This is a genomic window from Methylocystis sp. MJC1, from assembly GCF_026427715.1.
Taxonomy (GTDB): Bacteria; Pseudomonadota; Alphaproteobacteria; order Rhizobiales; family Beijerinckiaceae; genus Methylocystis.
The window spans coordinates 1,405,854-1,429,314 of the sequence record NZ_CP107558.1; the positions used below are offsets into that span (position 1 = coordinate 1,405,854).

Annotated in this window: 21 protein-coding genes; 11 read left to right on the forward strand and 10 right to left on the reverse strand. The window is 63.6% G+C overall.

Going from position 1 to position 23,461, the window contains the following annotated elements:
- Positions 1-29 precede the first annotated feature (29 nt).
- Positions 30-3,032: an excinuclease ABC subunit UvrA gene (uvrA, locus tag OGR47_RS06725; protein ID WP_246729524.1), complete on the forward strand. Its 3,003-nt coding sequence runs from the start codon at positions 30-32 to the stop codon at positions 3,030-3,032.
- Here the strand turns inward: uvrA and OGR47_RS06730 are convergent.
- The 4 genes from OGR47_RS06730 to clpS form a co-directional block, all read right to left on the reverse strand.
- Positions 2,989-4,266 carry an O-antigen ligase family protein gene (locus OGR47_RS06730; RefSeq protein ID WP_165048115.1) on the reverse strand — a complete coding sequence of 426 codons (1,278 nt, stop codon included), beginning with the start codon at positions 4,264-4,266 and terminating at the stop codon, positions 2,989-2,991. The two genes, uvrA and OGR47_RS06730, sit on opposite strands and share 44 nt — an antisense overlap.
- Positions 4,267-4,278: 12 nt before the next feature.
- Positions 4,279-5,445, reverse strand: a complete 1,167-nt coding sequence (locus OGR47_RS06735; RefSeq protein WP_165048118.1) for a glycosyltransferase family 4 protein — start codon at positions 5,443-5,445, stop codon at positions 4,279-4,281.
- 260 nt (positions 5,446-5,705) lie between these two features.
- Positions 5,706-8,138 carry an ATP-dependent Clp protease ATP-binding subunit ClpA gene (gene clpA, locus OGR47_RS06740; protein WP_165048121.1) on the reverse strand — a complete coding sequence of 811 codons (2,433 nt, stop codon included), beginning with the start codon at positions 8,136-8,138 and terminating at the stop codon, positions 5,706-5,708.
- 15 nt (positions 8,139-8,153) lie between these two features.
- Positions 8,154-8,501 carry an ATP-dependent Clp protease adapter ClpS gene (clpS, locus tag OGR47_RS06745; RefSeq protein ID WP_165048427.1) on the reverse strand — a complete coding sequence of 116 codons (348 nt, stop codon included), beginning with the start codon at positions 8,499-8,501 and terminating at the stop codon, positions 8,154-8,156.
- A 446-nt stretch (positions 8,502-8,947) separates the two neighbouring features.
- On the opposite strand from clpS, the gene OGR47_RS06750 reads away from it, so the two are divergent.
- Together OGR47_RS06750 and OGR47_RS06755 are read left to right on the forward strand one after the other, a co-directional pair.
- On the forward strand, positions 8,948-9,154 hold the full coding sequence (locus OGR47_RS06750) for a hypothetical protein (protein WP_165048123.1): 207 nt from the start codon (positions 8,948-8,950) through the stop codon (positions 9,152-9,154).
- A 271-nt stretch (positions 9,155-9,425) separates the two neighbouring features.
- Complete coding sequence (locus OGR47_RS06755; RefSeq protein WP_165048126.1) at positions 9,426-10,952, forward strand: DEAD/DEAH box helicase; 1,527 nt, start codon at positions 9,426-9,428, stop codon at positions 10,950-10,952.
- A gap of 148 nt (positions 10,953-11,100) precedes the next feature.
- Here OGR47_RS06755 and OGR47_RS06760 read toward each other — a convergent pair whose 3' ends face one another.
- From OGR47_RS06760 to rpmG, 5 genes are all read right to left on the reverse strand, one after another.
- A complete protein-coding gene (locus tag OGR47_RS06760; RefSeq protein WP_165048128.1) occupies positions 11,101-11,535 on the reverse strand; it encodes an HIT family protein in 435 nt (144 codons plus the stop codon).
- A 14-nt stretch (positions 11,536-11,549) separates the two neighbouring features.
- Positions 11,550-12,413 carry a prephenate dehydratase gene (locus tag OGR47_RS06765; protein ID WP_165048429.1) on the reverse strand — a complete coding sequence of 288 codons (864 nt, stop codon included), beginning with the start codon at positions 12,411-12,413 and terminating at the stop codon, positions 11,550-11,552.
- Between the two features lie 11 nt (positions 12,414-12,424).
- Positions 12,425-13,153 (reverse strand): 3-deoxy-manno-octulosonate cytidylyltransferase, encoded by a 729-nt coding sequence (locus OGR47_RS06770; RefSeq protein WP_246729525.1) that lies wholly within the window; start codon positions 13,151-13,153, stop codon positions 12,425-12,427.
- Between the two features lie 26 nt (positions 13,154-13,179).
- Positions 13,180-13,587 (reverse strand): hypothetical protein, encoded by a 408-nt coding sequence (locus OGR47_RS06775; protein ID WP_165048130.1) that lies wholly within the window; start codon positions 13,585-13,587, stop codon positions 13,180-13,182.
- 559 nt (positions 13,588-14,146) lie between these two features.
- Positions 14,147-14,314 (reverse strand): 50S ribosomal protein L33, encoded by a 168-nt coding sequence (rpmG, locus tag OGR47_RS06780; RefSeq protein ID WP_165048134.1) that lies wholly within the window; start codon positions 14,312-14,314, stop codon positions 14,147-14,149.
- Between the two features lie 310 nt (positions 14,315-14,624).
- Between rpmG and ribH the strand changes: the two genes are divergently transcribed.
- The 7 genes from ribH (at position 14,625) to OGR47_RS06815 (ending at position 22,363) form a co-directional block, all read left to right on the forward strand.
- Positions 14,625-15,107, forward strand: coding sequence for a 6,7-dimethyl-8-ribityllumazine synthase (gene ribH, locus OGR47_RS06785; RefSeq protein WP_165048136.1), 483 nt, complete (start codon positions 14,625-14,627; stop codon positions 15,105-15,107).
- A complete protein-coding gene (nusB, locus tag OGR47_RS06790) occupies positions 15,104-15,559 on the forward strand; it encodes a transcription antitermination factor NusB (protein ID WP_165048138.1) in 456 nt (151 codons plus the stop codon). Before ribH ends, nusB begins: the two co-directional genes overlap by 4 nt.
- Positions 15,560-15,700: 141 nt before the next feature.
- Positions 15,701-16,651 carry a thiamine-phosphate kinase gene (gene thiL / locus OGR47_RS06795; protein WP_165048434.1) on the forward strand — a complete coding sequence of 317 codons (951 nt, stop codon included), beginning with the start codon at positions 15,701-15,703 and terminating at the stop codon, positions 16,649-16,651.
- A 178-nt stretch (positions 16,652-16,829) separates the two neighbouring features.
- On the forward strand, positions 16,830-19,022 hold the full coding sequence (locus OGR47_RS06800) for a sodium-translocating pyrophosphatase (RefSeq protein WP_165048139.1): 2,193 nt from the start codon (positions 16,830-16,832) through the stop codon (positions 19,020-19,022).
- Positions 19,023-19,084: 62 nt separating this feature from the next.
- Complete coding sequence (locus tag OGR47_RS06805) at positions 19,085-19,744, forward strand: glutathione S-transferase family protein (RefSeq protein WP_246729526.1); 660 nt, start codon at positions 19,085-19,087, stop codon at positions 19,742-19,744.
- Positions 19,745-19,821: 77 nt separating this feature from the next.
- Entirely contained in the window at positions 19,822-20,223 is a 402-nt protein-coding gene (locus OGR47_RS06810) for a hypothetical protein (RefSeq protein ID WP_165048144.1), read from the forward strand.
- Positions 20,224-20,329: 106 nt separating this feature from the next.
- A complete protein-coding gene (locus tag OGR47_RS06815; protein WP_165048146.1) occupies positions 20,330-22,363 on the forward strand; it encodes an NAD(+) synthase in 2,034 nt (677 codons plus the stop codon).
- Positions 22,364-22,417: 54 nt separating this feature from the next.
- On the opposite strand, the gene OGR47_RS06820 is transcribed toward OGR47_RS06815, so the two are convergent.
- Positions 22,418-22,591 carry a DUF1328 domain-containing protein gene (locus OGR47_RS06820; RefSeq protein ID WP_165048148.1) on the reverse strand — a complete coding sequence of 58 codons (174 nt, stop codon included), beginning with the start codon at positions 22,589-22,591 and terminating at the stop codon, positions 22,418-22,420.
- A 154-nt stretch (positions 22,592-22,745) separates the two neighbouring features.
- Here OGR47_RS06820 and OGR47_RS06825 point away from each other — a divergent pair, with 154 nt between their 5' ends.
- Complete coding sequence (locus tag OGR47_RS06825; RefSeq protein WP_165048151.1) at positions 22,746-23,411, forward strand: DUF6629 family protein; 666 nt, start codon at positions 22,746-22,748, stop codon at positions 23,409-23,411.
- Positions 23,412-23,461 lie beyond the last annotated feature (50 nt).

A 23,461-nucleotide genomic window follows, 5' to 3' on the forward strand; every position in this document is an offset into this window, starting at 1 on the left:
TTTCCCGCGTTTTTACCAGCCTTCGGCAAATGGCGAGCACCAGCAAAAAATCCGCGCAGACGCTAGAGAAGACCTTCGACGCCGCCAGACGCGCGGCCGATGAAAAGACCATCTCCATCCGAGGCGCCCGCGAGCACAATCTCAAAAACGTCGACCTGACGATCCCGCGCGACAAATTCGTCGTGTTCACGGGGCTGTCGGGCTCCGGCAAGTCGTCGCTCGCCTTTGACACCATCTATGCCGAGGGGCAGCGGCGCTATGTCGAGTCGCTCTCGGCCTACGCCCGCCAGTTTCTGGAGATGATGCAGAAGCCCGACGTCGATCAGATCGACGGGCTTTCGCCGGCCATTTCCATCGAGCAGAAGACGACCTCCAAAAATCCGCGTTCGACTGTGGGCACGGTGACGGAAATCCACGACTATATGCGCCTGCTGTGGGCGCGCGTGGGCGTGCCTTACTCGCCAGCGACCGGCCTGCCGATCGAGAGCCAGACGGTCTCGCAGATGGTCGACCGGGTGCTCGCTTTGCCGGAGGGCTCGCGGCTCTATCTGCTCGCGCCGGTCGTGCGCGGCCGCAAGGGCGAATACAAAAAAGAGATCGCGGAATTTACCCGGCGCGGCTTTCAGCGCTTGAAGATCGACGGCGCCTATTACGACATCGCCGACGCGCCGCCGCTCGACAAGAAGTTGAAGCACGATATCGACGTGGTCGTCGACCGCATCGTCGTGCGCAAGGATATGTCGGCGCGCCTTGCCGATAGTTTCGAAACGGCGCTGGATCTAGCCGGCGGGCTGGCGGTGATCGAATTCGCCGACAATAAAGCGGGCGCGGAGCTCGCGCAGGCGGCGGCAAATGTCTCGACGCATTATGCGCCGGGCCATATCGTCTTCTCGTCGAAATTTGCTTGCCCAGTGTCGGGCTTCACCATCCCCGAGATCGAGCCGCGGCTATTCTCCTTCAATAATCCGTTTGGCGCCTGTCCGACTTGCGGCGGCATCGGCTGCGAGCAGAAAGTCGACGCCGATCTGGTCGTGCCCAATCCGAAGCTGACCCTGCGCAAGGGCGCCGTCGCGCCCTGGGCGAAGTCATCCTCGCCCTATTACATGCAGACGCTCGAAGCGCTGGGGAAGCACTACAAATTCCGTCTCGATACGGCTTGGGAGGACCTGTCCGAGAAGGCGAAGAACGTCATCCTCTTTGGTTCCGGCAAGGAGGAGATCAAATTCTCCTACGAAGACGGCTTCCGCGCTTATGATGTGAAGAAGCCTTTCGAAGGCGTCGTCATCAATCTGGAGCGGCGTTTTCTCGAAACCGATAGCGAATGGGCGCGCGAGGAGATCGGGCGTTTTATGTCGGCGACGCCGTGCCTTGCTTGCGAAGGCTTCCGCCTGAAGCCGGAAGCGCTCGCGGTGAAGATCGCCGGCAAGCATATCGGCGAGGTGTCGGAACTCTCGGTGCGCATGGCGCTGGAGTGGTTCACCAAGCTCCCAGGCGAACTCGACAAGAAGAAAAACGAGATCGCCTTCCGCATATTGAAGGAAATTCGCGAGCGGCTGACCTTCCTTGTGGACGTGGGCCTCGATTATCTGACGCTCTCGCGCAACTCCGGCACGCTGTCGGGCGGCGAGAGCCAGCGCATTCGTCTTGCCTCGCAGATCGGCTCCGGCCTGACAGGCGTGCTTTACGTTCTCGACGAGCCTTCGATCGGCCTGCATCAGCGCGACAACGACCGCCTACTCGATACGCTGCGCCGGCTGCGCAATCTCGGCAACAGCGTCATCGTCGTGGAGCATGACGAGGACGCCATTCTCGCCGCTGATTATGTGGTGGACGTCGGGCCCGGCGCGGGCATTCATGGCGGGCGGATCGTGGCGCAGGGCACGCCGCAGGAGATCATGGACAATCCTGTCTCGCTGACAGGCCAATATCTCACCGGCGAGAAGCAGGTGCGCCTCGCCCACAAGCTGAGAAAGCCCACGCCGGGGCGTTGGCTCAAGCTCTCCGGCGCGCGCGGCAATAATCTCAAGAACGTCGACGCCCAAATTCCGCTCGGGCTCTTTACGGCTGTGACGGGCGTCTCCGGCGGCGGCAAATCCACGCTCGTGATCGAGACGCTTTACAAGGCCATCGCGCGGCGTCTCAACAACGCCCATGAGGTTCCGGCGCCTTTCGACAGCCTCGAGGGGCTGGAGCATATCGACAAGATCATCGACATCGACCAATCGCCCATCGGCCGCACGCCGCGCTCCAATCCTGCGACCTATACCGGCGCCTTCACGCCGATCCGCGAATGGTTCGCAGGCCTGCCGGAGGCGAAGGCGCGCGGCTATGCGCCGGGGCGCTTCTCCTTCAATGTGAAGGGTGGGCGGTGCGAGGCCTGCCAGGGCGACGGCGTCATCAAGATCGAGATGCACTTCCTGCCGGATGTCTACGTCACTTGCGACGTGTGCAAGGGCAAGCGCTACGACCGCGAAACGCTGGAAGTGAAGTATCGCGAAAAGTCGATCGCCGATGTGCTCGACATGACGGTCGAAGAAGCGGCGACGCTGTTCAAAGCCGTCCCCTCGATCCGCGACAAGATGGAGACCTTGAAGCGCGTCGGCCTCGACTATGTTCACGTCGGGCAGCAGGCGACGACGCTCTCGGGCGGCGAGGCGCAGCGCGTCAAGCTGTCGAAGGAGTTGTCGCGCCGCTCAACAGGCCGGACGCTCTATATTCTCGACGAGCCGACGACGGGCCTGCATTTCCACGATGTGGCGAAATTGCTCGAAGTGCTGCACGAGCTTGTGGAGCAGGGCAATACGGTTGTCGTGATCGAGCACAATCTCGAAGTGATCAAGACTGCTGACTGGATCATCGACATGGGGCCGGAGGGCGGCGACGGCGGCGGCGAGCTCGTCGCGGTTGGGGCGCCTGCCGACATCATCAAGGAAAAGCGCAGCCACACGGGCCGCTATCTGGCGGAAGTGATGTCGCGGCGCCCGCTCGTCAGTGAGAAGAAGCCGGCGCGGCGAGGCGCGAAGGTGGAGTAGGGGGCGATTCGCCCTGAAAGATCCATCTCTGCCGCAGCGCTTCGAGGCCCCAGACGGCGCCAAGCATGAAGAAGACGAAGCGCCAGTGGTCGACATCGATCTGGAAGCCTTGCAGGAACAGTCCGATCGCCGCAGGTACGACCCCCTGCGCCTGGCTCTGCGCGGGCGAGGGCGTGAACATCAGCCGCAAGCCGATGAAGACCGTCGCGCCGATAAGCAGGATGAAGAGGAGGCCGCCGAGCCAGCCATTGTTGGCGAAGGCGCCGACATAGGAATTATGCGGCTCGAGGTCGAAGACGAGGCGAAAGCGCAGCGGACCGAATCCCATGAAGCGATCAAGCAGCATCGGGATCGAGCGGAGCTGATTGCCGAAACGGCCGGTCGAGCCTTCGTCATAATCCTGCGTGGCGGCGGTGCGCTGAGAGAAGAATTCCCGCGTCTCGGGAACTGAGAGTACCACGGCGATGACGACGCCGATCATCGCCACCGCGCCGAATGCAGCCATGGCGATCCGGCGCTTCATCTTCCTGTTTGTCGAGGTGACGAAAACGGAGGCGAGCATCAGGACGAAAGCGACGAGCGTCGCCCCATAGGAGCCGCGCGAAAAAGAAAGAAACATGCCCAGGAAGACGGCAAGGAGCATCGCGCCGGTCAGTATGACGCTGCGGGTTCGTCCGACAATCAGCCGATGCGCCAGGCAGATGATCGGCAGCACGAGAAAGGAGCCGAGAACGTTGGGGTCCTTGAACGTGCCCGAGGCGCGGCCCGCATGGAGAAAGACGCCCTCGCCGAGGCCGGGAATGCCAGAATAGCCGAGAATGCCTGCTATCGACGCAACCAACGAGCCAGCGATATAGCCATTGAGACAGAGGTCCACGCGACGGTTCGTTTCATTGCCCATGAAGAGCGCAAAGAACAGGCCGGTCAGAACGAGATAAGCCGACTGATATTGATAGAGCGACGAGTCGGCGCTGTCCCAAAAGGGAATGAGCGCCAGAAAGCCCATGATCGTATAGACGACGATCAAAAAGGCGAAGACGAGAAAGCTGCGGTTGATGGAAAAGCCGCCAAGGAACCAAAGCGGCATGGCGATCAGCGACGCGAAGTCGTAGGGCGAGGGTTCGATGATGGCGATCGCGCCGCAGGCCACGAAAACAAAGACCGCGACGTCGACGAGACGCTGATAGTTGATGACTAAGCCCGTTTTATGCGCGGCGTCGCTGGCGTGCGTCATCCGTTGCGGCCTTCAGTGACCAGCTGCTCGCGCCGCAATGGCGTCGCGATAGCCTTGCAGCACATCGTCCACCATGCGCGAGACGGAAAAGCGCGAGGCGACATAAGCCGAGAGCGCCCGCGCCTCTTCACGAAGCGTCTCCGGCGATTGGGAGAGCAGACGCGCGAGAGCGTCCGCGAGGATTTCCGGGTTGTCGGGGCGAATGAGGCGATCCGCGTAGGGGCCGAAGATTTCCGGCACGCCCCCCACATTTGTCGCAACCAGCGGAACGCCCGCCGCCGCCGCTTCCAGCACGATATAGGGCAAGGATTCGAAGCGGCTCGGCACGACCATCGCGCGCCCCAAGGAGAAAGCCTCGCGCGCGGGCCGGGGGTTCCCGAAGACAATCCTGTCCGCCAGGCCGGCTCGTTGCGCCTGCTCCTGGAGAACAACCCGATTTGGTCCGCCGCCGATCAGAAGAAGGCGCGGGGTCAGGCCTCGGCGACTCAGCAAGATCATCGCGTCGATCAGCGTGTCGATCCCTTTGGCGTCGCGCAGCTCGCCGACATAAAGCAGATCGGCGGCGTCCGCCTGCGGCTGCACGGGCGCAAATTCTTCCCCCGAAACGCCGTTGGGAATGATGCGCGCGAGGCCCTTCGGATTGCCGACAAATTCTTCGAAGCGCGAGGCGATGAAGGCGCTCTCGAACAGGAGCGCGTCGGTGCGCGTAGCCAGCAGCGCTTCCATCGCCATGAAGATGCGATGACTGAGAGAACCTGGCTCGTAATTGAGGCTTCCGCCGTGCGGCGTATAGATGCGGACGGGGCTCTCTCTCCCCGAGAAAAGGCCGGTCGCGCGCGCATAAACGCCCCCTTTCGAGCCATGACCATGGACGACATCAGGCCTTAACGCCGCGATGCGCCTATTGATGGCAAAGGCTGCCGGGAGGTCGGATGGATGCGGCAGCCGATGAATCGGCAAGCGCATAAGCCCAAGAGAAAGATGGGGACGCAGATCGGCGAATCGTTTCTCCGCCGTCTCGCCGCCGGTGGTGGCGTCGGCGATCAGGCCGACCGCATGACCACGCGCGATCTGGCCTTTCGTCACGTCCAGCACATGACGAAACAAGCCGCCCACTGGGGCCCGAAACACATGTACAATGCGTAGCGGCGCTTCCGAATTTCCTGCGGAATGCTGCACCAGGGATGTCCTTTTCCCTCTGCTTTATCGCGCCGCCAAGCAGAGTCGCCCGTTTTTGCCCCAGGTGACTATTTTGCTTCTTGCTTAAGAATAAGTTAGCGGCGCCCGAGGATCGGGCGCCGCTGCGGGAATTCTTCCTGTTTGAAAGCTGCCGTCAGTCCCGATGGGCCATAGGCCCGATCGGGAATCCGGGGTCAAAGCGGTGCGCGTTGCGCTGGATTCCCGATCGCTTCGCTCTCGCGAAGCGTCGGGAATGACAGTCAGTTGCGCACGGAGGCCGGCTTCGGATCGGGTTCCGACGAACCGGAGTCTCCGGCCGTCGCCTCTGCCTCGTCCGCGCTCGCGCGCTTCTTGCCGGCCTCGATGATGTCGCGCTCCGGACGCGGCAGCACGGGGCCTTCGGGGAAGACGAAGCCAAGCGTCTTCTCGCCCTTGTCGTCGCCGACGACCACGACGCGCACCGCGCCGCCATTCTTGAGGCGGCCGAACAGCACCTCGTCGGCCAGCGGCGTCTTGATCGACTGATGGATGACGCGGGACATCGGCCGCGCGCCCATCGCTTCGTCATAGCCGTGCTCAACGAGCCAGCTGCGCGCCTCGTCGGTGAGCTCGATGGTGACATTGCGGTCGGCTAGCTGCGCCTCGAGCTGCATGATGAACTTGTCGACGACGCGCTTGATGACGTCCACCGGCAGATGGCCGAAGGGCACGATCGCATCGAGACGGTTGCGGAATTCCGGCGCGAAGAGTCGGTTGATCGCCTCGCTGTCGTCGAGATGGGCGCGGGTGCGGGTGAAGCCGATCGGCGTGCGGGCGAGATCGGCGGCGCCCGCATTGGTCGTCATGATGAGAACGACGTTGCGGAAGTCGATCGTCTTGCCGTTGTGGTCGGTGAGCTTCCCGTGGTCCATCACCTGCAGGAGGATATTGTAGAGATCGGGATGCGCCTTCTCGATCTCGTCGAGCAGCAGCACGCAATGCGGATGCTGGTCGATCGCGTCGGTCAGCAGGCCGCCCTGGTCGAAGCCGACATAGCCGGGAGGCGCGCCGATGAGCCGGCTCACCGTGTGGCGCTCCATATATTCGGACATGTCGAAGCGCACCAGCTCGATGCCGAGCGAGGTCGCGAGCTGGCGCGCGGCTTCCGTCTTGCCGACGCCCGTGGGGCCGGAGAAGAGATAGCAACCGATCGGCTTCTCTTGGTCGCGCAAGCCGGCGCGCGCGAGCTTGATCGCCGAGGTGAGGGCGCCGATCGCTTTCTCCTGGCCGTAGACCACGCGCCGCAGCGTCTCGTCGAGATGGGCGAGCACTTCGGCGTCGTCCTTCGAGACCGTCTTGGGCGGGATGCGGGCCATGGTGGCGATCGTCGCTTCGATCTCCTTCAGGCCGATCGTCTTCTTGCGCTTGTTCTCGGCGAGCAGCATCTGCGCCGCGCCGGTCTCGTCGATCACGTCGATGGCTTTGTCGGGAAGCTTACGGTCATGAATGTAACGGGCGGAAAGCTCCACCGCCGCCTTCAAAGCGTCGTTGGTGTAGCGGATCTTGTGGAACTCTTCGAAATAGGGCTTCAGACCCTTGATGATTTCGATGGCGTCCGGGATCGACGGTTCATTGACGTCGATCTTCTGGAAGCGCCGCACGAGGGCGCGGTCCTTTTCGAAATACTGGCGGTATTCCTTATAGGTCGTCGAGCCGATGCAGCGCAGCACGCCCTGGGCGAGCGCGGGCTTCAACAGATTCGAGGCGTCCATGGCGCCGCCCGAGGTGGCGCCGGCGCCGATGACGGTGTGAATCTCGTCGATGAAGAGGATCGCGTCCTTGTGGTTCTCGATCTCTTTGACGACCTGTTTCAGGCGCTCTTCGAAATCGCCGCGGTAGCGCGTGCCGGCGAGCAGGGCGCCCATATCCAGCGCGAAGACCGTGGCGTTGCCCAGCACATCTGGAACCTCGCCTTGGATGATCTTGCGCGCCAGGCCTTCCGCGATCGCCGTCTTGCCGACGCCGGGGTCTCCGACGAGGAGCGGATTGTTCTTGTGACGGCGGCAGAGGACCTGAATAGTGCGCAGGACTTCGGCCTCGCGCCCGATCAGCGGGTCGATGCGGCCGTCGCGCGCCTTCTTGTTCAGATTGACGCAATAAGCCTCGAGCGCGCCCTCTTTCTTACGGCTGTCGCCGTCGCGGCTCTCGCGCCCTTCCGCGCGTTCGCTGTCCTCCTCGACGCCGCGCGGGGCGCGGGTCTGGTCCGAAAGGCCCGGCCGCTTGGCGATGCCATGGCTGATGTAGTTCACGGCGTCGTAGCGCGTCATATCCTGCTCCTGCAGGAAGTAGACGGCATGGCTCTCCCGCTCGGCGAAGAGCGCCACGAGTACATTTGCGCCGCTCACGTCCTCGCGGCCGGAGGATTGCACGCTGATGATCGCGCGCTGGACCACGCGCTGGAAGCCGGCGGTCGGCTTGCACTCGTCGGCGTCCTCGTTGACCAGATTGTCGAGCTCTCGGTCGATGTAGTCGCGCAAATTCTTGGCCAGCAGCTCGAGATCCACGGAGCAGGCCCGCAGGACGGCCGAGGCGTCGGCGTCCTCTATCAGGCTCAGCAGCAGATGTTCGAGGGTGGCGTATTCGTGATGACGCTCGCGCGCGGAGGCGAGGGCGCGGTCCAGGGTCTGCTTCAGATTGCGCGAGAACGTCGGCATATGCTGCGAGCCTCTCTATTTTTTCTCCATGATGCACTGCAAAGGATGCTGGTGCTTCCTTGCGAAATCCATCACTTGGGTGACCTTTGTTTCGGCGACTTCATATGTGTACACACCGCATTCGCCGACGCCATGGTTGTGGACATGCAGCATGATGCGCGTGGCTTCCTCGACGGATTTGTTAAAATACTTACGAAGAACGATAACGACGAACTCTTGTGTCGTATAATCGTCATTGAGCAACAATACCCGATACATGTTCGGGCGACGCGTCTGCTGGCGGGTGCGCGTGATCAGCGCCGTGCCGGCGCCGGAACCGCCGTCGCCGGATTTCTTTGGCTCTTTGCCGGCCCGCAGGGGCATGCCCAGCGGCTTGCCGCCCTGAAAAGGGGCCTGGCCGGGCTGGGAAGTCGCCTGTTGGGTTTGGATAGATGTCAACGCCGCCACGTCCGTCTCGTCCCCGGTCCTTTCCATGTAGGTCCCATGAAATGGTCTTTCAGGGGCGCATGGAGCAATTTCTTTGCCGCGGCCGCTCGCGCACATAATCGAAGGCGGCGGCGCAGCGCACACAGCATTCTGCTTCATGGGGGCCTTGGCAAGAGGCAAGGAGCCGCCCGGCGGATCAATCGCCGCCGTGAACCGGATTTTTACCATATCGCGCCAAAGAAAGGAGCGATCCTCATCAGGCGCCTCTCATGTCCAGATCTGACCAAAATATCCGCCGGTCATTCGCCTTGAGCGGATCTGTCCGGAACTTTGCAGCTTTTGCCGCCCTAGCGTTTTTTTGCAGTGTGGTGGGAGCCAAGCTCATGTCGAAGGTGGTCGATAGCGACGACTTTTCAAGGCTCGCCTATGAGCGCTCGATGCGTCAGGTGGCGCGCAATCTCGAGCGGCCGGAAACGCAAGTCTATTCGATCGTGCGGAGCGTGGGAGTCGACGGCGTGACGACCGCGACAATTCCCTTGCTCGGCCCCGCGCCGGCGTCCCCCTGCGGCGACGCTAAGCCAAAAAGATAGCTTTCTTCCCAATTTGCATGAAATGAACCCGTTCTTCGGGACACACGCCCGAAAAAATTCGGCCTAGGGCTCGCAATTTCATTGACATCTGCCCATTTGTTCTCCAAGCATGCGGCTGAGGCTCTCACCCCCGCTCCTTTGCGGCGACGGTAAGCGAGCTCTTCCGTCCTCGCGTCGATGACGGCGCCCTCTCTCAGGACATCTTGCGCGCTTTTCGATCGGCTGGCGCGCAGCGGCCTCCCGCTCTCGTAAGCCGTAACCAGGATAATTGATGACATTCAGCGAATTGGGCCTTTCGGAAAAGGTTCTCGGGGCCGTGCAAACGGCAGGCTACGCCAATCCGACGCCCATCCAGGCGCAGGCCATACCGCCGGCGCTTCAAGGCCGGGACATTTTGGGCATCGCCCAGACCGGCACCGGCAAAACAGCCGCCTTCACCCTGCCGATGCTCAGCCGCCTCGAACAGGGCCGCGCCCGGGCGAGAATGCCCCGGACGCTGATTCTCGAGCCCACCCGCGAGCTGGCGGCGCAGGTCGAGGAAAGCTTCAACAAATACGGCGCCCAGCACAAGCTGAACGTGGCGCTTCTCATCGGCGGCGTCGCCTTCGGCGACCAGGAAGCCAAGATCATGCGCGGCGCGGACGTGCTGATCGCCACGCCGGGCCGCCTTCTCGACTTCTTCGACCGCGGCAAGCTGCTGCTGACGGGCATCGAGATCCTCGTCATCGACGAAGCCGACCGCATGCTCGACATGGGCTTCATCCCCGACATCGAGCGCGTCTGCAAGCTCGTTCCCTTCACGCGCCAGACGCTTTTCTTCTCGGCGACCATGCCGCCGGAGATCACCCGCCTCACCGAGGCCTTCCTGCATAATCCGGTCAGGATCGAGGTCGCCCGCGCCTCCACCACGGCCTCGACGATCCGCCAGGCGCTCGTCGCATCGCACGGCCACGCCGACAAGCGCGAGACGCTGCGCAATCTGATCCGCGGCGCCGAAAACCTCAAGAACGCGATCGTCTTTTGCAACCGCAAGCGCGACGTGGCGATCCTGCATCGCTCGCTTGCAAAGCACGGCTTCCCGGTCGGCGCGCTGCATGGCGACATGGACCAGCTCGCCCGCATGGCCTCGCTGGACGCCTTCAAGAACGGCGACGTGTCGCTGCTCGTCTGCTCGGATGTCGCCGCGCGCGGCCTCGATATTCCGGACGTCAGCCACGTCATCAATTTCGACGTGCCGACGCATAGCGAGGATTACGTCCATCGCATCGGCCGCACAGGCCGCGCCGGCCGCTCGGGCGTGGCGCTGACCATCGTGACCGAGGACGACGCCAAATATGTCGATCAGATCCAGAGCCTGATCGGCAAGGCGATCGAGTGGGAAGGGCCGGGCTTCGCCGAATTGCCGCCACCCATGGAGACGACGCACGGGCATGAGCATCGCCGCGGCGCGAGAAACGAACGCGGCGGACGCCGCGAGCGTGGCGGAGAGCGCGGTCGCAGAGCCGAGCGCGGTGAGCGTGCGGAGCGGGCCGAGCGCCCAGCGCGGGTCGAACGTCCGGAGCGGGTCGAACGGGTCGAAGCCGAAGGTCCGGTGGCCATGGGCCGCCCGGCGCATGCGCCCCGGCGTCCGGACGCCGAACCGACGCGCCCACGCCCGCAACTGGACGATCGCCGCGACCGGCGTCCGCGCCGCCACCATGAGGACGACGGCCCGCCCGTCATTGGCCTCGGCGACCATGTGCCGTCCTTCCTGCTGCGGCCAGTGACGCTGCGGCCGGCGAAGGTAGCTGAGGAGTAAGGCCCTCATCCGACCCTCGCTGACGCGAGGGCCACCTTCTCCCGTAAACGGGAGAAGGAAGAATCCCCGAGATTTTGGATCACACCTTCTCCCGCTTGCGGGAGAAGGTGGCCCCTGCGTCAGCAGGGGTCGGATGAGGGCAGACCCCTCACCCCACAAAAGGCGCCATCGCCGCCCTGATCTTTTCCGCCTGTTCCGCGAGCTTGTCGTTATCCCCCATCGTTCCCGGCGGGCGCAGGGAGACGCCGTCCCAGCGCGGCAGCAGATGGAAGTGCAGGTGGTAAATCACCTGCCCGCCGGCGCTCTCGTTGAATTGATGCAGCGTCAGGCCGTCGCATTGGAAAGCCGCCTGCAGCGCCTTCGCGACATGCTGCACGCGCTTTATGAGTTCCCCGAGCGTGGTCGGAGACACGTCGACGAGCGTGCGCGCGCCCTCTTTGGGAATCACCAGCGCATGGCCCTCGGTGCGCGGCATGATGTCCATGAAGGCGAGGGCGACGTCGTCTTCATAGATCTTGTGCGCGGGGATCTCGCCGCGCAGCATCTTGCCGAAGATATTATTCGGATCATAAGCGGCGGGCATGTACTTCCCCCTGGTCAGTCCCCATACTCGAAGGCGCGTATATTGGTGACGCGGAACGCCGCCGCTGGATAAACGCCGAGTATCTCCACTTCCTTCGAAAAGAAGCGCAGTTCCTCCAGCGCGCGGGCGAGGGCCGGCTGCTCGGGATGGCCGTCGACGTCTGCGAGAAACTGCGTCGCTGCGAACTCGCCGCCGACCATATAGCTTTCGAGCTTGGTCATGTTAACGCCGTTTGTCGCGAAGCCGCCGAGCGCCTTGTAGAGGGCGGCGGGCACGTTGCGGACGCGGAAGATGAAAGTCGTCATCGTCGCGCCGCCATTGACGGGCGCCCATTGGCTCGTCTTCGACAGCACGACGAAGCGCGTCGTGTTATGCGCCTCGTCCTCGACATTCTCGCCGAGCACGTCGAGACCGTAGATGTCGGCCGCAAGGCGCGGCGCCAGCGCCGCCTTCGTGGGATCGTTCCATTCCGCCACCTCGCGCGCGGCGCCGGCGGTGTCGCCCGCCGTATGGGCTATGAGCCCGAGATCGCGAATCACGCGGCGGCATTGGCCGAGCGCATGGACATGGCTGTAGACGGCGCGCAATCCCTCGCGCGTTGCGCCCTTCGGCGCCATCAGGTGAAAATGGATCGGCAGAAAATATTCGCCGACGATATGCAGGCCCGAATGCGGCAGGAAATGATGAATGTCGGCGACGCGGCCGGCGATCGAATTTTCGATCGGAATCATGCCGAGCGCAGCGCGGCCTTCGGTCACGGCCGCGAAAGCGTCCTCGAAGCTGGCGCAGGGGAGGGGGGTAAGGTCGGGATAGGCCTCGCGGCAGACGATGTCGGAATTCGCGCCGGGCTCTCCCTGATAAGCGATGAACTGGTTCACTTGCGGCACTTTCACGACTCGCTCACCCCTCGGGATGAGGAAACTCGGCGCAGGGCTTCGAGGTCGCGCCCGGTATCTACCGATGGGCTCGTTTTGTCCAGCACAGTCGCGTCGATACGCATTCCCGCCTCGAGCGCCCGCAATTGCTCGAGGCGCTCGCTCAGCTCGAGCGGAGACGGCGCAAGCGACGCAAAGCGCTCGAGCGCGGCCCGCCGAAAAGCATAGACGCCGATATGCTTATAATGTGGTCCTTCGCCCCAGGGTGCGCGGGAGCGGGAGAAATAGAGCGAGCGTAGGCGGCGCGGCGTGACGTGCGTTCCCACGAGCTTGACCGCGTTCGGATCGTCGGCCTCTTGCGGCGCGGCGGGCGCCGCAAGCGTCCCGATATCGACGGCGGGGTCGCCGAGCAGCGCCAGCGCCGCTGCGAGCGCGCCCTCCGGAAGGAAGGGATTGTCGCCCTGGAGGTTGACGACGGCCTCGTAACGGCCTGCCGGATCGATCGCCCGCAGCGCCGCGGCGACGCGGTCGCTACCGCAGAGATGGGCGCCCGTTGTCAGCAGGGCCTCGCCGCCGACAGCCCGAACGGCTGCGGCGATTTCTTCCGAATCCGTCGCGACGACGACGGGGCCGATGTTCGCTTCGACGGCGCGCGACCAGACATGAGCGACCATCGGCCGCCCGCCGATATCGGCAAGCGCCTTTCCCGGCAGCCGAGTCGAGCCCAGCCGCGCGGGTATCACGACAAGCGCGCGCGGTTCCAAGAGAATCAGTAGACGTTGTTGTCTTCGGCCATCCAGCCTTTGTCGGTTTTCAAGAAATGCAGCGTGCCTTCGCTCGTGTGCACTTCGGCCTTCGCAAAGGTGCGATCCTCGTCGAGGCCGAGGAAGGCGCATTTTCCACGTTCGCGTTCCTCGCGGCACTTGGCCTCGAAGCCTTCGGGAAACTGAACTTCCGCCTCGTACATCAGCTCGAAGGCGTTGACCTTGTCGCGGTTGACTTCGCGGGCGTTGACCTTCTTGAAGGAGACGATCTTGGCGTCGACTCCATTCTTCTGGAGAATGTTGCGCAACACTTTCGCGCCGGTGGCGTCGCCGGGTTGGTGATCGCCGCAGCCAGCGAGCGCCAAAGCCGCCGCGAGTGCGATGGACAGGCGAAAGGTGTACGTAGTTATCATCTGTTTCCTCCAAGCGAGCGCGTCTTGAGCGCGCCATTTTCGGTCTCTTTAGCGGAAAAGCGCCGCTTCGTCGCCGTCTTTCATTTTTCAAATCGCGTCATTGTGAAAATCCATATCAGCCAGTTGCAATTTCGTGCAGTCGAGGTAACTTGATGTCCGCCAAATGGATTACGTGTCCGGCGGCGGCGCAAGGGCGAGAAATAAAGCCCACGTCGTAAGTCAAGCGTTCGATGCGTAACGGCAGAACTCGAATACCCTGCGGAGTGCTCAGGTCCGCCGCATCTCCTGGGTCCGTGGGGTTGGCCGGCTGACGATGGTTGGAGTGGCCTCCTTGAAGCCATTGTCAGTCGGCCGCCTTCATTCTGCTGGATGAAGGCGGCCGCTTCAGGCGCGCATTCTTCTTTTCACGACCATCTCGGCATTTCTCTCGTCGCTATGCGGGGAGAAATCGCTGGCGTCGACTCTTGCGCACTTCCACAGGCAAAAAAATTGGCCCCGCGGTCGGCGAGGCCATTTCGCAAAGACAAGTCGTCGGGCGGCGGCGCGGCCGCCTCCCGCTTTACTTGATCTTGGTTTCCTTGAACTCGACGTGCTTGCGCACGACGGGGTCATACTTCTTGAACACGAACTTCTCGGTCTTGGTGCGCGCATTCTTCTTGGTGACGTAAAAATAGCCCGTGTCCGCCGTGGACAGGAGCTTGATCTTGATCATGGCGGACTTGGCCATAGCGCTCGTTCCAGTTCGATTGAGAATAGGAAATCGTCCCCGCAGCATTTAGCGGCGGGCGACGAATTGGCGCGCAACATACGTGCGGCGCGTGGGATGTCAAGCTATATAGCCGGTGGCAATAGGGCAGTCGGGTGAAGGACCGTTTCCCTCTCCTCCATCCTACGGGGGCCGTCTCGAACGACGAAGGAGAGGAAATGCGATTTCGGCGTCGCTGCGGTCTTCCCATAATCTCTCCAAATTCAACGCCGCCGCTATGGTGGAGCGTCACCGAAAAGTGTATCCATCGCCGCCCAAGGAGTTACAGGCAATGGCAGGTTTTGCACCCGGCGACATCGCCGCGACGCCCGTCACGGGCGCGCGGATTCTCGTCGTCGCGGCGAGGTTCAACGCCGAGATCGTCGGCTTGCTGCGCGCTGGCGCGCAGGCGGCGATCGAGCGACTCGGCGCCAGCGCGACGATAATCGAAGTGCCCGGCGCGCTGGAGATCGCGACCGCTGCAGCGATTGCGCTCGATGCGGCCGAGCAGGCGGACGCGCCGTACGACGGGCTCGTCGCGCTCGGCTGCGTTATTCGCGGCGAGACCTATCACTTCGAGATCGTGGCGAATGAAAGCTCGCGCGCCCTGACCGACCTTTCGGTCGCGCGGCGTCTGCCTTTCGGGAATGGAATCCTCACCGTGGAAAATAACGAACAGGCGATTTTGCGCGCCGATCCGAAGCAGGGCGACAAGGGCGCCGATGCGGCGCTCGCGGCATTGTCCCTCATCCGCCTGAAGCGGAGCCTCGCATGAGCCTCGATCAGCGGTCCGCCGCGCGCCTGGCCATCGTGCAGGCGCTTTATCAAATGGAGGTCGCGGGCAAGGGCCTCAACGAGATTTACGCCGAATTCGAAGCCCATTGGATCGGCCGCGAGATCGAGGGCGTGCAATATAAGCCCGCGGAGCTGACCTTCTTTCGCGACGTGCTGCAGGGCGTGTTGACGGACCAGGTCGCGATCGATCGACAGATCGACCGCGTGCTCTCCGGCGGCTGGCCGCTGGCCCGCGTCGAGGCCGTGATGCGCGCCTCCTTGCGCGCCGGCGCCTATGAGCTGCGGTCCCGGAAAGACGTGCCGGCCCGCGCCGTCATCAAGGAATATGTCGACGTCGCCGGCGCCTTTTTCGGGCCGACGGAGTCGGGCATGGTCAACGCCGTGCTCGATAAGATCGCGCGGGAAGAGCGGTCGGGGGAGATGGGGGGATAATCCGAACCCTTGGTCGTGTTTCCCTCTCCCGCTTGCGGGAGAGGGTGGCCCTCGCGTAAGCGAGGGTCGGGTGAGGGCCCTCATCCGTCACGCCTTCGGCGCGACACCTTCTCCCGCAAGCGGGAGAAGGAGGGAGTCGTGATGCCCAGCCGCTACACCGAAGACGAGCTCATCGCCCGCGTCTTCGCGCCGATCGCCGGCGCGGCGGCGTTGGGATTGAAGGACGACGCTGCCCTCATCGGGGCCTCGCCCGAGCCGACCGTCGCCACGGTCGATATGCTCGTCGCGGGCGTGCATTTCTTCCCCGACGATCCGCCGGGCGCGGTCGCCAGAAAGGCGCTGCGGATCAATCTTTCGGATCTCGCGGCCAAGGGCGCCGCGCCTGTCGGTTTTCTTCTCTCGCTCGCCCTGCCGACCGGTTGGACGAACGACTGGCTCGCGGCCTTTGCGGCAGGCCTCGCGGAAGACGCCGCGACCTATGCCGCGCCGCTCATCGGCGGCGACACCACGGCCACGCCAGGGCCGCTGACGATCTCGATCACCGCATTGGGCCGGGCGTCTCGTTTCGTGCCGCGAACGGGCGCTAAGGCCGGCGATGCAATCTATGTGTCGGGGACGATTGGCGACGCGGCGCTCGGCCTCGCCATGCGCCGCGATGCAACGCTGGCGGCGCGGCTTTCGCCTGCAGCCCGCGCGCATCTCCTCGACCGCTATCTGCTCCCGCGTCCGCGGCTCGATCTCCTCCCGCTCCTGCGCGACCACGCCAACGCCGCAATGGATGTCTCGGATGGGCTCGCGGGCGATCTCGCCAAGCTTTGCGCGGCCTCGGGCGTGGGCGCGGTGGTGGAGGCGCCGATGGTCCCGCTGTCGGATGCGGCGCGGGAGGCGATTGCGCTTGCGCCAGGCCTCTTTGAAACCGCGCTGACGGGCGGCGACGACTACGAGATTCTGTTCACGGCCGCGCCCGGTTTCTCCCCGCCAGACGGGGTCGCGCGAATCGGCGAGATCGCTATCGGCCCGGCAACGCTCGAGTTCCGCAGTGCAGCAAAAAAGCCCCTCATTTTCAAGAAATTATCTTTCAGCCACTTTTGAGCGCTCCCAGTGGCGCCATTGCCGGAAGCCCCGGATTCTGGCACAAAGCGCGCCGGAAAATTTCGTGCGCCCGGGCGATTGAGCGGCTGGGAGGCGCTTCCTTTTTCCATTGCGCGACAGCCCTTTGTGGCGCGAATCGCTCGACCAACGCTGGTCGAAGAAAGAAAAGGCGAACCCAATGGTCCTTTTTCTAACCATCGTCTTTGGACTGACGTCCATCGCTTACGGCGTAAAAACTTCCCAAGAGTTGATCGCGGCTGATCCCGGCTCGCAGCGCATGCAAGAAATCTCCGGCGCCGTCGCGGAAGGCGCGCAGGCCTATCTCAATCGCCAATATAAGACCATCGGTTATGTCGGCGCCGTCATCTTCGTGCTGCTCGTCATCCTTCTGGGCTGGTCGGTGGGCTTTGGTTTCGCCATTGGCGCGGCCCTCTCCGGCGCGGCCGGCTATATCGGCATGAATGTCTCGGTGCGCGCCAATGTCCGCACCGCGCAGGCGGCGACTCAATCGCTCGCGGGCGGCCTCGACATCGCCTTCAAGGCGGGCGCCGTCACGGGCCTGCTGGTCGCCGGTCTCGCGCTGCTCGGCGTCACGATCTATTTCGCCATCCTCACCTGGTTCGTCGGCTATTCGGTCTCAGACCGCGCGGTTGTCGACGCGCTTGTCGCGCTCGGCTTCGGCGCCTCGCTCATCTCGATCTTCGCGCGCCTTGGCGGCGGCATCTTCACTAAGGGCGCCGACGTCGGCGCCGATCTCGTCGGCAAGGTCGAGGCGGGCATTCCCGAGGATGACCCACGCAACCCGGCCACCATCGCCGACAACGTGGGCGATAATGTCGGCGACTGCGCGGGCATGGCGGCCGATCTCTTCGAGACCTATGCGGTCACGGTCGTCGCCACCATGGTTCTGGCCTCGATCTTCTTCGCCGGCCAGGAAGGCCTCTATGGCGCGGTGATCTATCCGCTCGCCATCGGCGGCCTCTCCATCCTCACTTCCATCGCCGGCACCTATTTCGTGAAGCTCGGTCAGGACGACACGGAATGGGGCAAGTTCGCCGCCCCTTACTTTGAGAAGATCGGCCTCAAGAACGACTCGATCATGGACGCCCTCTACAAGGGCCTCATCGCGACAGGCGTTCTCTCGGTCGTTGGCCTGTTCCTCGCGACGCTCGTCACCGTTGGCCTCGGCGAGGTCGGCAAGGTGAACGGCCAGTCGATCTATGGCGTCGGCCTCTTCTTCTGCGGCATTGTCGGCCTGATCGTGACGGGCGCGATCGTCTACATCACCGAATATTACACCGGCACGGGCAAGCGCCCGGTGGTGTCGATCGCCCAGGCGTCGGTGACGGGCCACGGCACCAATGTCATCCAGGGTCTCGCCGTGTCGCTCGAGGCGACCGCCGCGCCGGCGCTGGTGATCGTGCTGGGCATCATCCTCACCTATAATTTCGGCGGCCTCTATGGCACGGCGATCGCGGTGACCACCATGCTCGGCCTCGCCGGCATGATCGTCGCGCTCGACGCCTTCGGTCCCGTGACCGACAACGCCGGCGGCATTGCCGAAATGGCGGGCCTGCCGAAGGAAGTGCGCCAGTCGACCGACGCGCTGGACGCCGTCGGCAACACCACCAAGGCCGTGACCAAGGGCTACGCCATTGGCTCCGCGGGCCTCGGCGCGCTGGTGCTGTTCGCAGCCTATACGAACGACATCAGGCACTTCGCCGAGACGGGCGTGCCCTTCTTCAAAGGGCTCGAGCACATCGACTTCAGCCTCTCCAACCCCTTCGTGGTCGCGGGCCTGATCTTCGGCGGCCTCATCCCTTACCTCTTCGGCGGCATCGCCATGACGGCTGTCGGCCGCGCGGCGGGCTCCGTGGTCGAGGAAGTGCGCCGTCAGTTCAAAGAGAAGCCCGGCATCATGGACGGCTCCGAGCGCCCGGATTACGGCCGTGCGGTCGACATGCTGACCCAGGCGGCGATCAAGGAGATGATCGTTCCCTCGCTGTTGCCAGTCGCTGCGCCGGTCGTGATGTTCATCGCCGTGCTGATCCTCGGCGGCGGCAAGGCCAATGCGCTGGCGGCGGTGGGCGCGCTGCTGCTCGGCGTGATCGTCAACGGCATATTCGTCGCCATCTCCATGACCTCGGGCGGCGGCGCCTGGGACAACGCCAAGAAGTCCTTCGAGGATGGCTTCATCGACAAGGACGGCGTGAAGCACCTCAAGGGCTCCGAGGCGCATAAGGCCTCGGTCACGGGCGACACGGTCGGCGACCCCTATAAGGACACCGCCGGCCCGGCCGTGAACCCGGCGATCAAGATCACCAATATCGTCGCGCTATTGCTGCTCGCCATACTGGCCCACTGGGGCTGAGCGGTCGCGATCAGATGTGGTAGGAAGGGCGGGGGAGACCTCGCCCTTTTCTTTTTGAGACTATGAAGGATCACTCCGTGCTGACGCTCGTCATCGGCAATAAGCGCTATTCGACCTGGTCGCTGCGGCCGTGGATTTTGCTCAAGGAATTCGGCGTTCCGTTTCAGGAAATCGTCATCCCACTTTATCGGGAGGACTCCAAAGGCGCTTTACTCGCACATTCTCCGGCAGGCAAGGTTCCGATCCTGCACGACGGCGAGACGAGCGTTTGGGATTCGCTGGCGATCATCGAATATGTCGCCGAGCTCTATCCTGATCTTCCGATCTGGCCGCGCAAACGAGAGACCCGCGCTCATGCGTGGGCGCTCGCCTGCGAAATGCACTCGGGTTTCGGCGCTTTGCGCAGCGAATGCTCCATGAATTTCGGCCGCGCGCCGCGCCCAATATCACTGACGGAGACGGCCCGCGCCGACGCCGCCCGTATCGACGCGGCGTGGCGCGACGCATTGGCGCGACATGGCGGGCCATTTCTGTTCGGGCAATTCAGCGCCGCCGACGCCATGTTCGCGCCTGTCGTCCAGCGGTTCGAAACCTACGTGATCCCCGTGTCTCAGGAAGCGCAGCGTTATATGGACGCGATCAAATCCCTGGAGTCGTGGAAAGAGTGGAGCCTGTCCGCGAAGAGCGAGGAATGGCGGCTGCCTCAATATGAGCGCGACTGACGGCCTCGCGGCCGCCTTGCTTTCCGGGCTCTGACCCACTCCAAAAGGATAGGTTTCCAGTTCCAGTGCTCGAGGGGATGTCATATCAGAGGGCTTTGAAGCGGCAAAGGAGCCTGCGCGCGGCCCTCTCCGGCGCGGCGCGATGCGCGCTCCTTGCCGCCGCCGTCGCGCTCTCAGGCTGCCTCCCGACCAATATTTCCTCTCTGGGGCCGAACATGGTGCGGCTCGATCTGCAAGGCGCCGATACGCTCGCGGATGAGAAGGCGCTCAAGGAAGCCTTGACGCTCGCCGCCAAGGAGACGCTCGCGCGCGGCTACACGCTTTTCCGCTTCACGGACTGGGCCGCCGGACCGCCGCAAATCATTCAACCGGGCCAGCCTGCAACGGCCAATTTCGCGGTGACGGTCGTCATGTTTCGCGACGGCGAGCAGGGCGCGAACCCGTTTTTCAACGCCCGTCAGATCGTGAAGGTTCAGTGACGCCAGCCCGCCGCGGCCAGCCTCTATCGGGGACTGCCAATCCACGCGGCTTTGAGGCATTATCCCGCCGTTCTCCACTGCGCTTCGGTCGCTGACGCGGGCTGATATGATCCATCCCTTCTTCTCGCTGCATACTCACGGCTTCATCCGCGCCGCCGTCGCCTGTCCGTCCGTTCGCGTCGCCGATCCCGCCTTCAATGCCGCCCGCACAATCGAGATGGCGCGCGACGCCCATGTACGCGGGGCCTCGCTCGTGCTCTTTCCCGAACTCGGGCTCTCGGCCTATGCGATCGACGATTTGTTGCAGCAGGAGGCGCTCCTCTCCGCCGTGGAGACTGCGCTTTGCGAGCTGGTCAAGGCGTCCCGCGCGCTGCAACCCATCATCGTTGTTGGCGCGCCGCTGCGCCATCGCGGCCGCCTCTATAATTGCGCGGTGGCCATCTTGCGCGGGCGCGTGCTGGCGGTGACACCCAAGACCTATCTGCCGAACTATCGCGAGTTTTACGAGAAGCGTCACTTCGCCTCGGGCGCCTTCGTCTCCGCCGAGGAGATAACGCTTGCCGGGCAGATTGCGCCTTTCGGTTCGGACGTGCTGCTCGAAGCCTCCGATTTCGACGGCCTCGCGATCCATATGGAAGTCTGCGAGGATGTGTGGGTTCCGATCCCGCCGTCATCGCGCGCGGCGCTAGCCGGGGCGACGGTGCTGCTCAATCTCTCCGCCTCCAACGCCATCGTCGGCAAGTCGGACTATCGGCAAACGCTGTGCGCCGCGCATTCGGCGCGCTGCCTCGCCGCCTATCTTTATTCTGCGGCAGGGCAGGGGGAGTCGACGACCGATCTCGCCTGGGACGGCGAAGCTTTGATCTACGAGAACGGCGATCTTCTCGCCAAGGCGCCGCGCTTTTCCGACGAACCGCAGATGGTCGTCGCGGACATCGATCTCGGACGGCTTCTTGCCGAGCGCGCGCGGCAGGGAACATTCGGCGATTGCGCCGATGTGGAAGCGGGCGCGACGCAATATCGCCGCGTCGAATTCGAGCTGGCGGCGCCGCGCGACGTGGACCTCGGCCTCCTGCGCGACGTTCCGCGCTTCCCCTTCGTGCCGAACGACGAGGCAAGACTGGCCGAGCTTTGCTTCGAGGCCTTCAACATACAGTCGCACGGGCTCGAGCAGCGCCTGCGCGCCGCGCGCATCCAGAAGGTCGTCATCGGCGTCTCGGGCGGTCTCGACTCCACGCAGGCTCTTCTGGTCGCCGTGACGGCGATGGAGCGTCTCGGCCTGCCGCGCACGAATATCCTCGCTTATACGCTACCCGCTTTCGCGACGACGGATCGCACCAAGAACAACGCCTGGCGTCTGATGCGCGCTGTGGGAGTCGCGGCGCAGGAGATCGACGCCTCCGCGGCCTGCAAGCAGATGTTGGAAGACATCGGCCATCCTGCGGCGCGGGGCGCGGCGGTTTACGATGCGACCTATGAGAATGTGCAGGCGGGCGCGCGGACGTCGCTTCTCTTCCGCTTGGCCAATCTTCACGACGCCATTGTCGTCGGCACAGGCGATCTTTCCGAGCTTGCGCTCGGCTGGTGCACCTATGGCGTCGGCGATCAGATGTCGCATTATAATGTCAATGGCTCGGTGCCCAAGACGCTGATCCAGCATCTCATCCGCTGGTGCGCGCGCGACGCGCGTTTCGGGATGGAAACGGTGTCGGTGCTGACCGACATTCTCGCAACCGAGATTTCACCGGAGCTTATCCCAGGCGAGGAGGCGCAGCGCACCGAGGCTTTCGTCGGGCCCTATGCGCTGCAGGATTTCAACCTCTATTACACCACGCGCTATGGCTTCGACCCGGCGAAGACGGCCTTCCTCTCCTGGCACGCCTGGCGTGACTCGCGCGCCGGCCAATGGCCTTCGGTGATCGCGGATAAGGACCGCGTCGCCTTCGACCTGCCAGAGATCAAGCATTGGCTCACGGTCTTTTTGCGCCGCTTCTTCGCGACGAGCCAGTTCAAGCGCACGGCCGTGCCCAACGGGCCGAAAGTCAGCTCTGGCGGATCGCTCTCGCCACGCGGCGACTGGCGGGCGCCGAGCGATTCCTCGCCCGAGGCCTGGCTCTCCGCGCTCTCTTCCATTCCCTAAAAAAGGACCGGCTGACGCCGGTCCAGTTGGGAGCACCGAAGAGAAAGATCGTCGTCAGGCTCTACGGACGAAGCTGATGACGGCGGAGATGACGAAGAGAACCAGCGCCACCCAGAACAGAATCCTTGCGCCTTCCATCGCCGTGCCCGCGACGCCTCCGAAACCGAAGAAGGCGGCGATGATGGCGACGACCAGAAACAAGATCGCATAGTGCAGCAGGCTGCCCATGTTGACCTCCGTTGGAAATTTCACTCGGAGGCAGAACGCACGCTTGCGAGCGCTGTTCCGGCGCAAGCGCCACAGAGGGCGTTTTGAGAACGTCGTACAGGCGTAAAATATATGAAGTGAGCTTGGGCGGAGTTCGCAAACCCCCGAGCCTTCCATGTGCTACTCACTTGAGGCGAGCGTTTTGGCTTGCGTCGGTCTCGCCGTCGCTGGCGGCGGGATGGTCGCGAAGGCCGCAATCCATGACCGGCGCATGTTCCTCTTCGCGCTTTTTCCGCTCGTGTTTTCGGTTCATCAGCTGACCGAGGGCGTGGTCTGGTACAGCTTGCGCCACCCATTCGAAGGCGACGCGGCCTTTCGCTATCTCTATACGATCATCGCTTTCATTGTCTGGCCGATGCTCACGCCTTTCGCCGCCGCTCACGCCGAGACCGATCCCGAGCGTCGGCGTCTGTGGCGCCTGCTGGGCGCGACGGGCGTCGCTCTCGGCGTCTATCTGATTGTCAAGCTGGCGTTCGCCGACGGAATCGAGCTTGCCGTGGTGAAGCATTCGCTTGCCTATACGCCCATGTTCGAGCGCCCGCCCGTTATCGTGCATTTTCTCTATGTCGTCTTGACCGTGGCGCCGCTCATCTTCAGCGAAAGGCGCTGGCTCGTGGTCTTTGGCGGAGTGGTATTCGTGACATTCGTCTGGGCGCTCCTCGAGAATCGGCCGGCCTGGTATTCGGTCTGGTGCATGGCGGCAGCCGTGTTCAGCCTTATCATCGCCTTCGCGATCGAGCGCGCGCGCGAGCCGCAATTGGGCGAGCTTGAGGCGCAGTAAGAGAAGGACCCCATCGTCGCTTTTCCAATCGCCGCGTCTACGTAATAGAG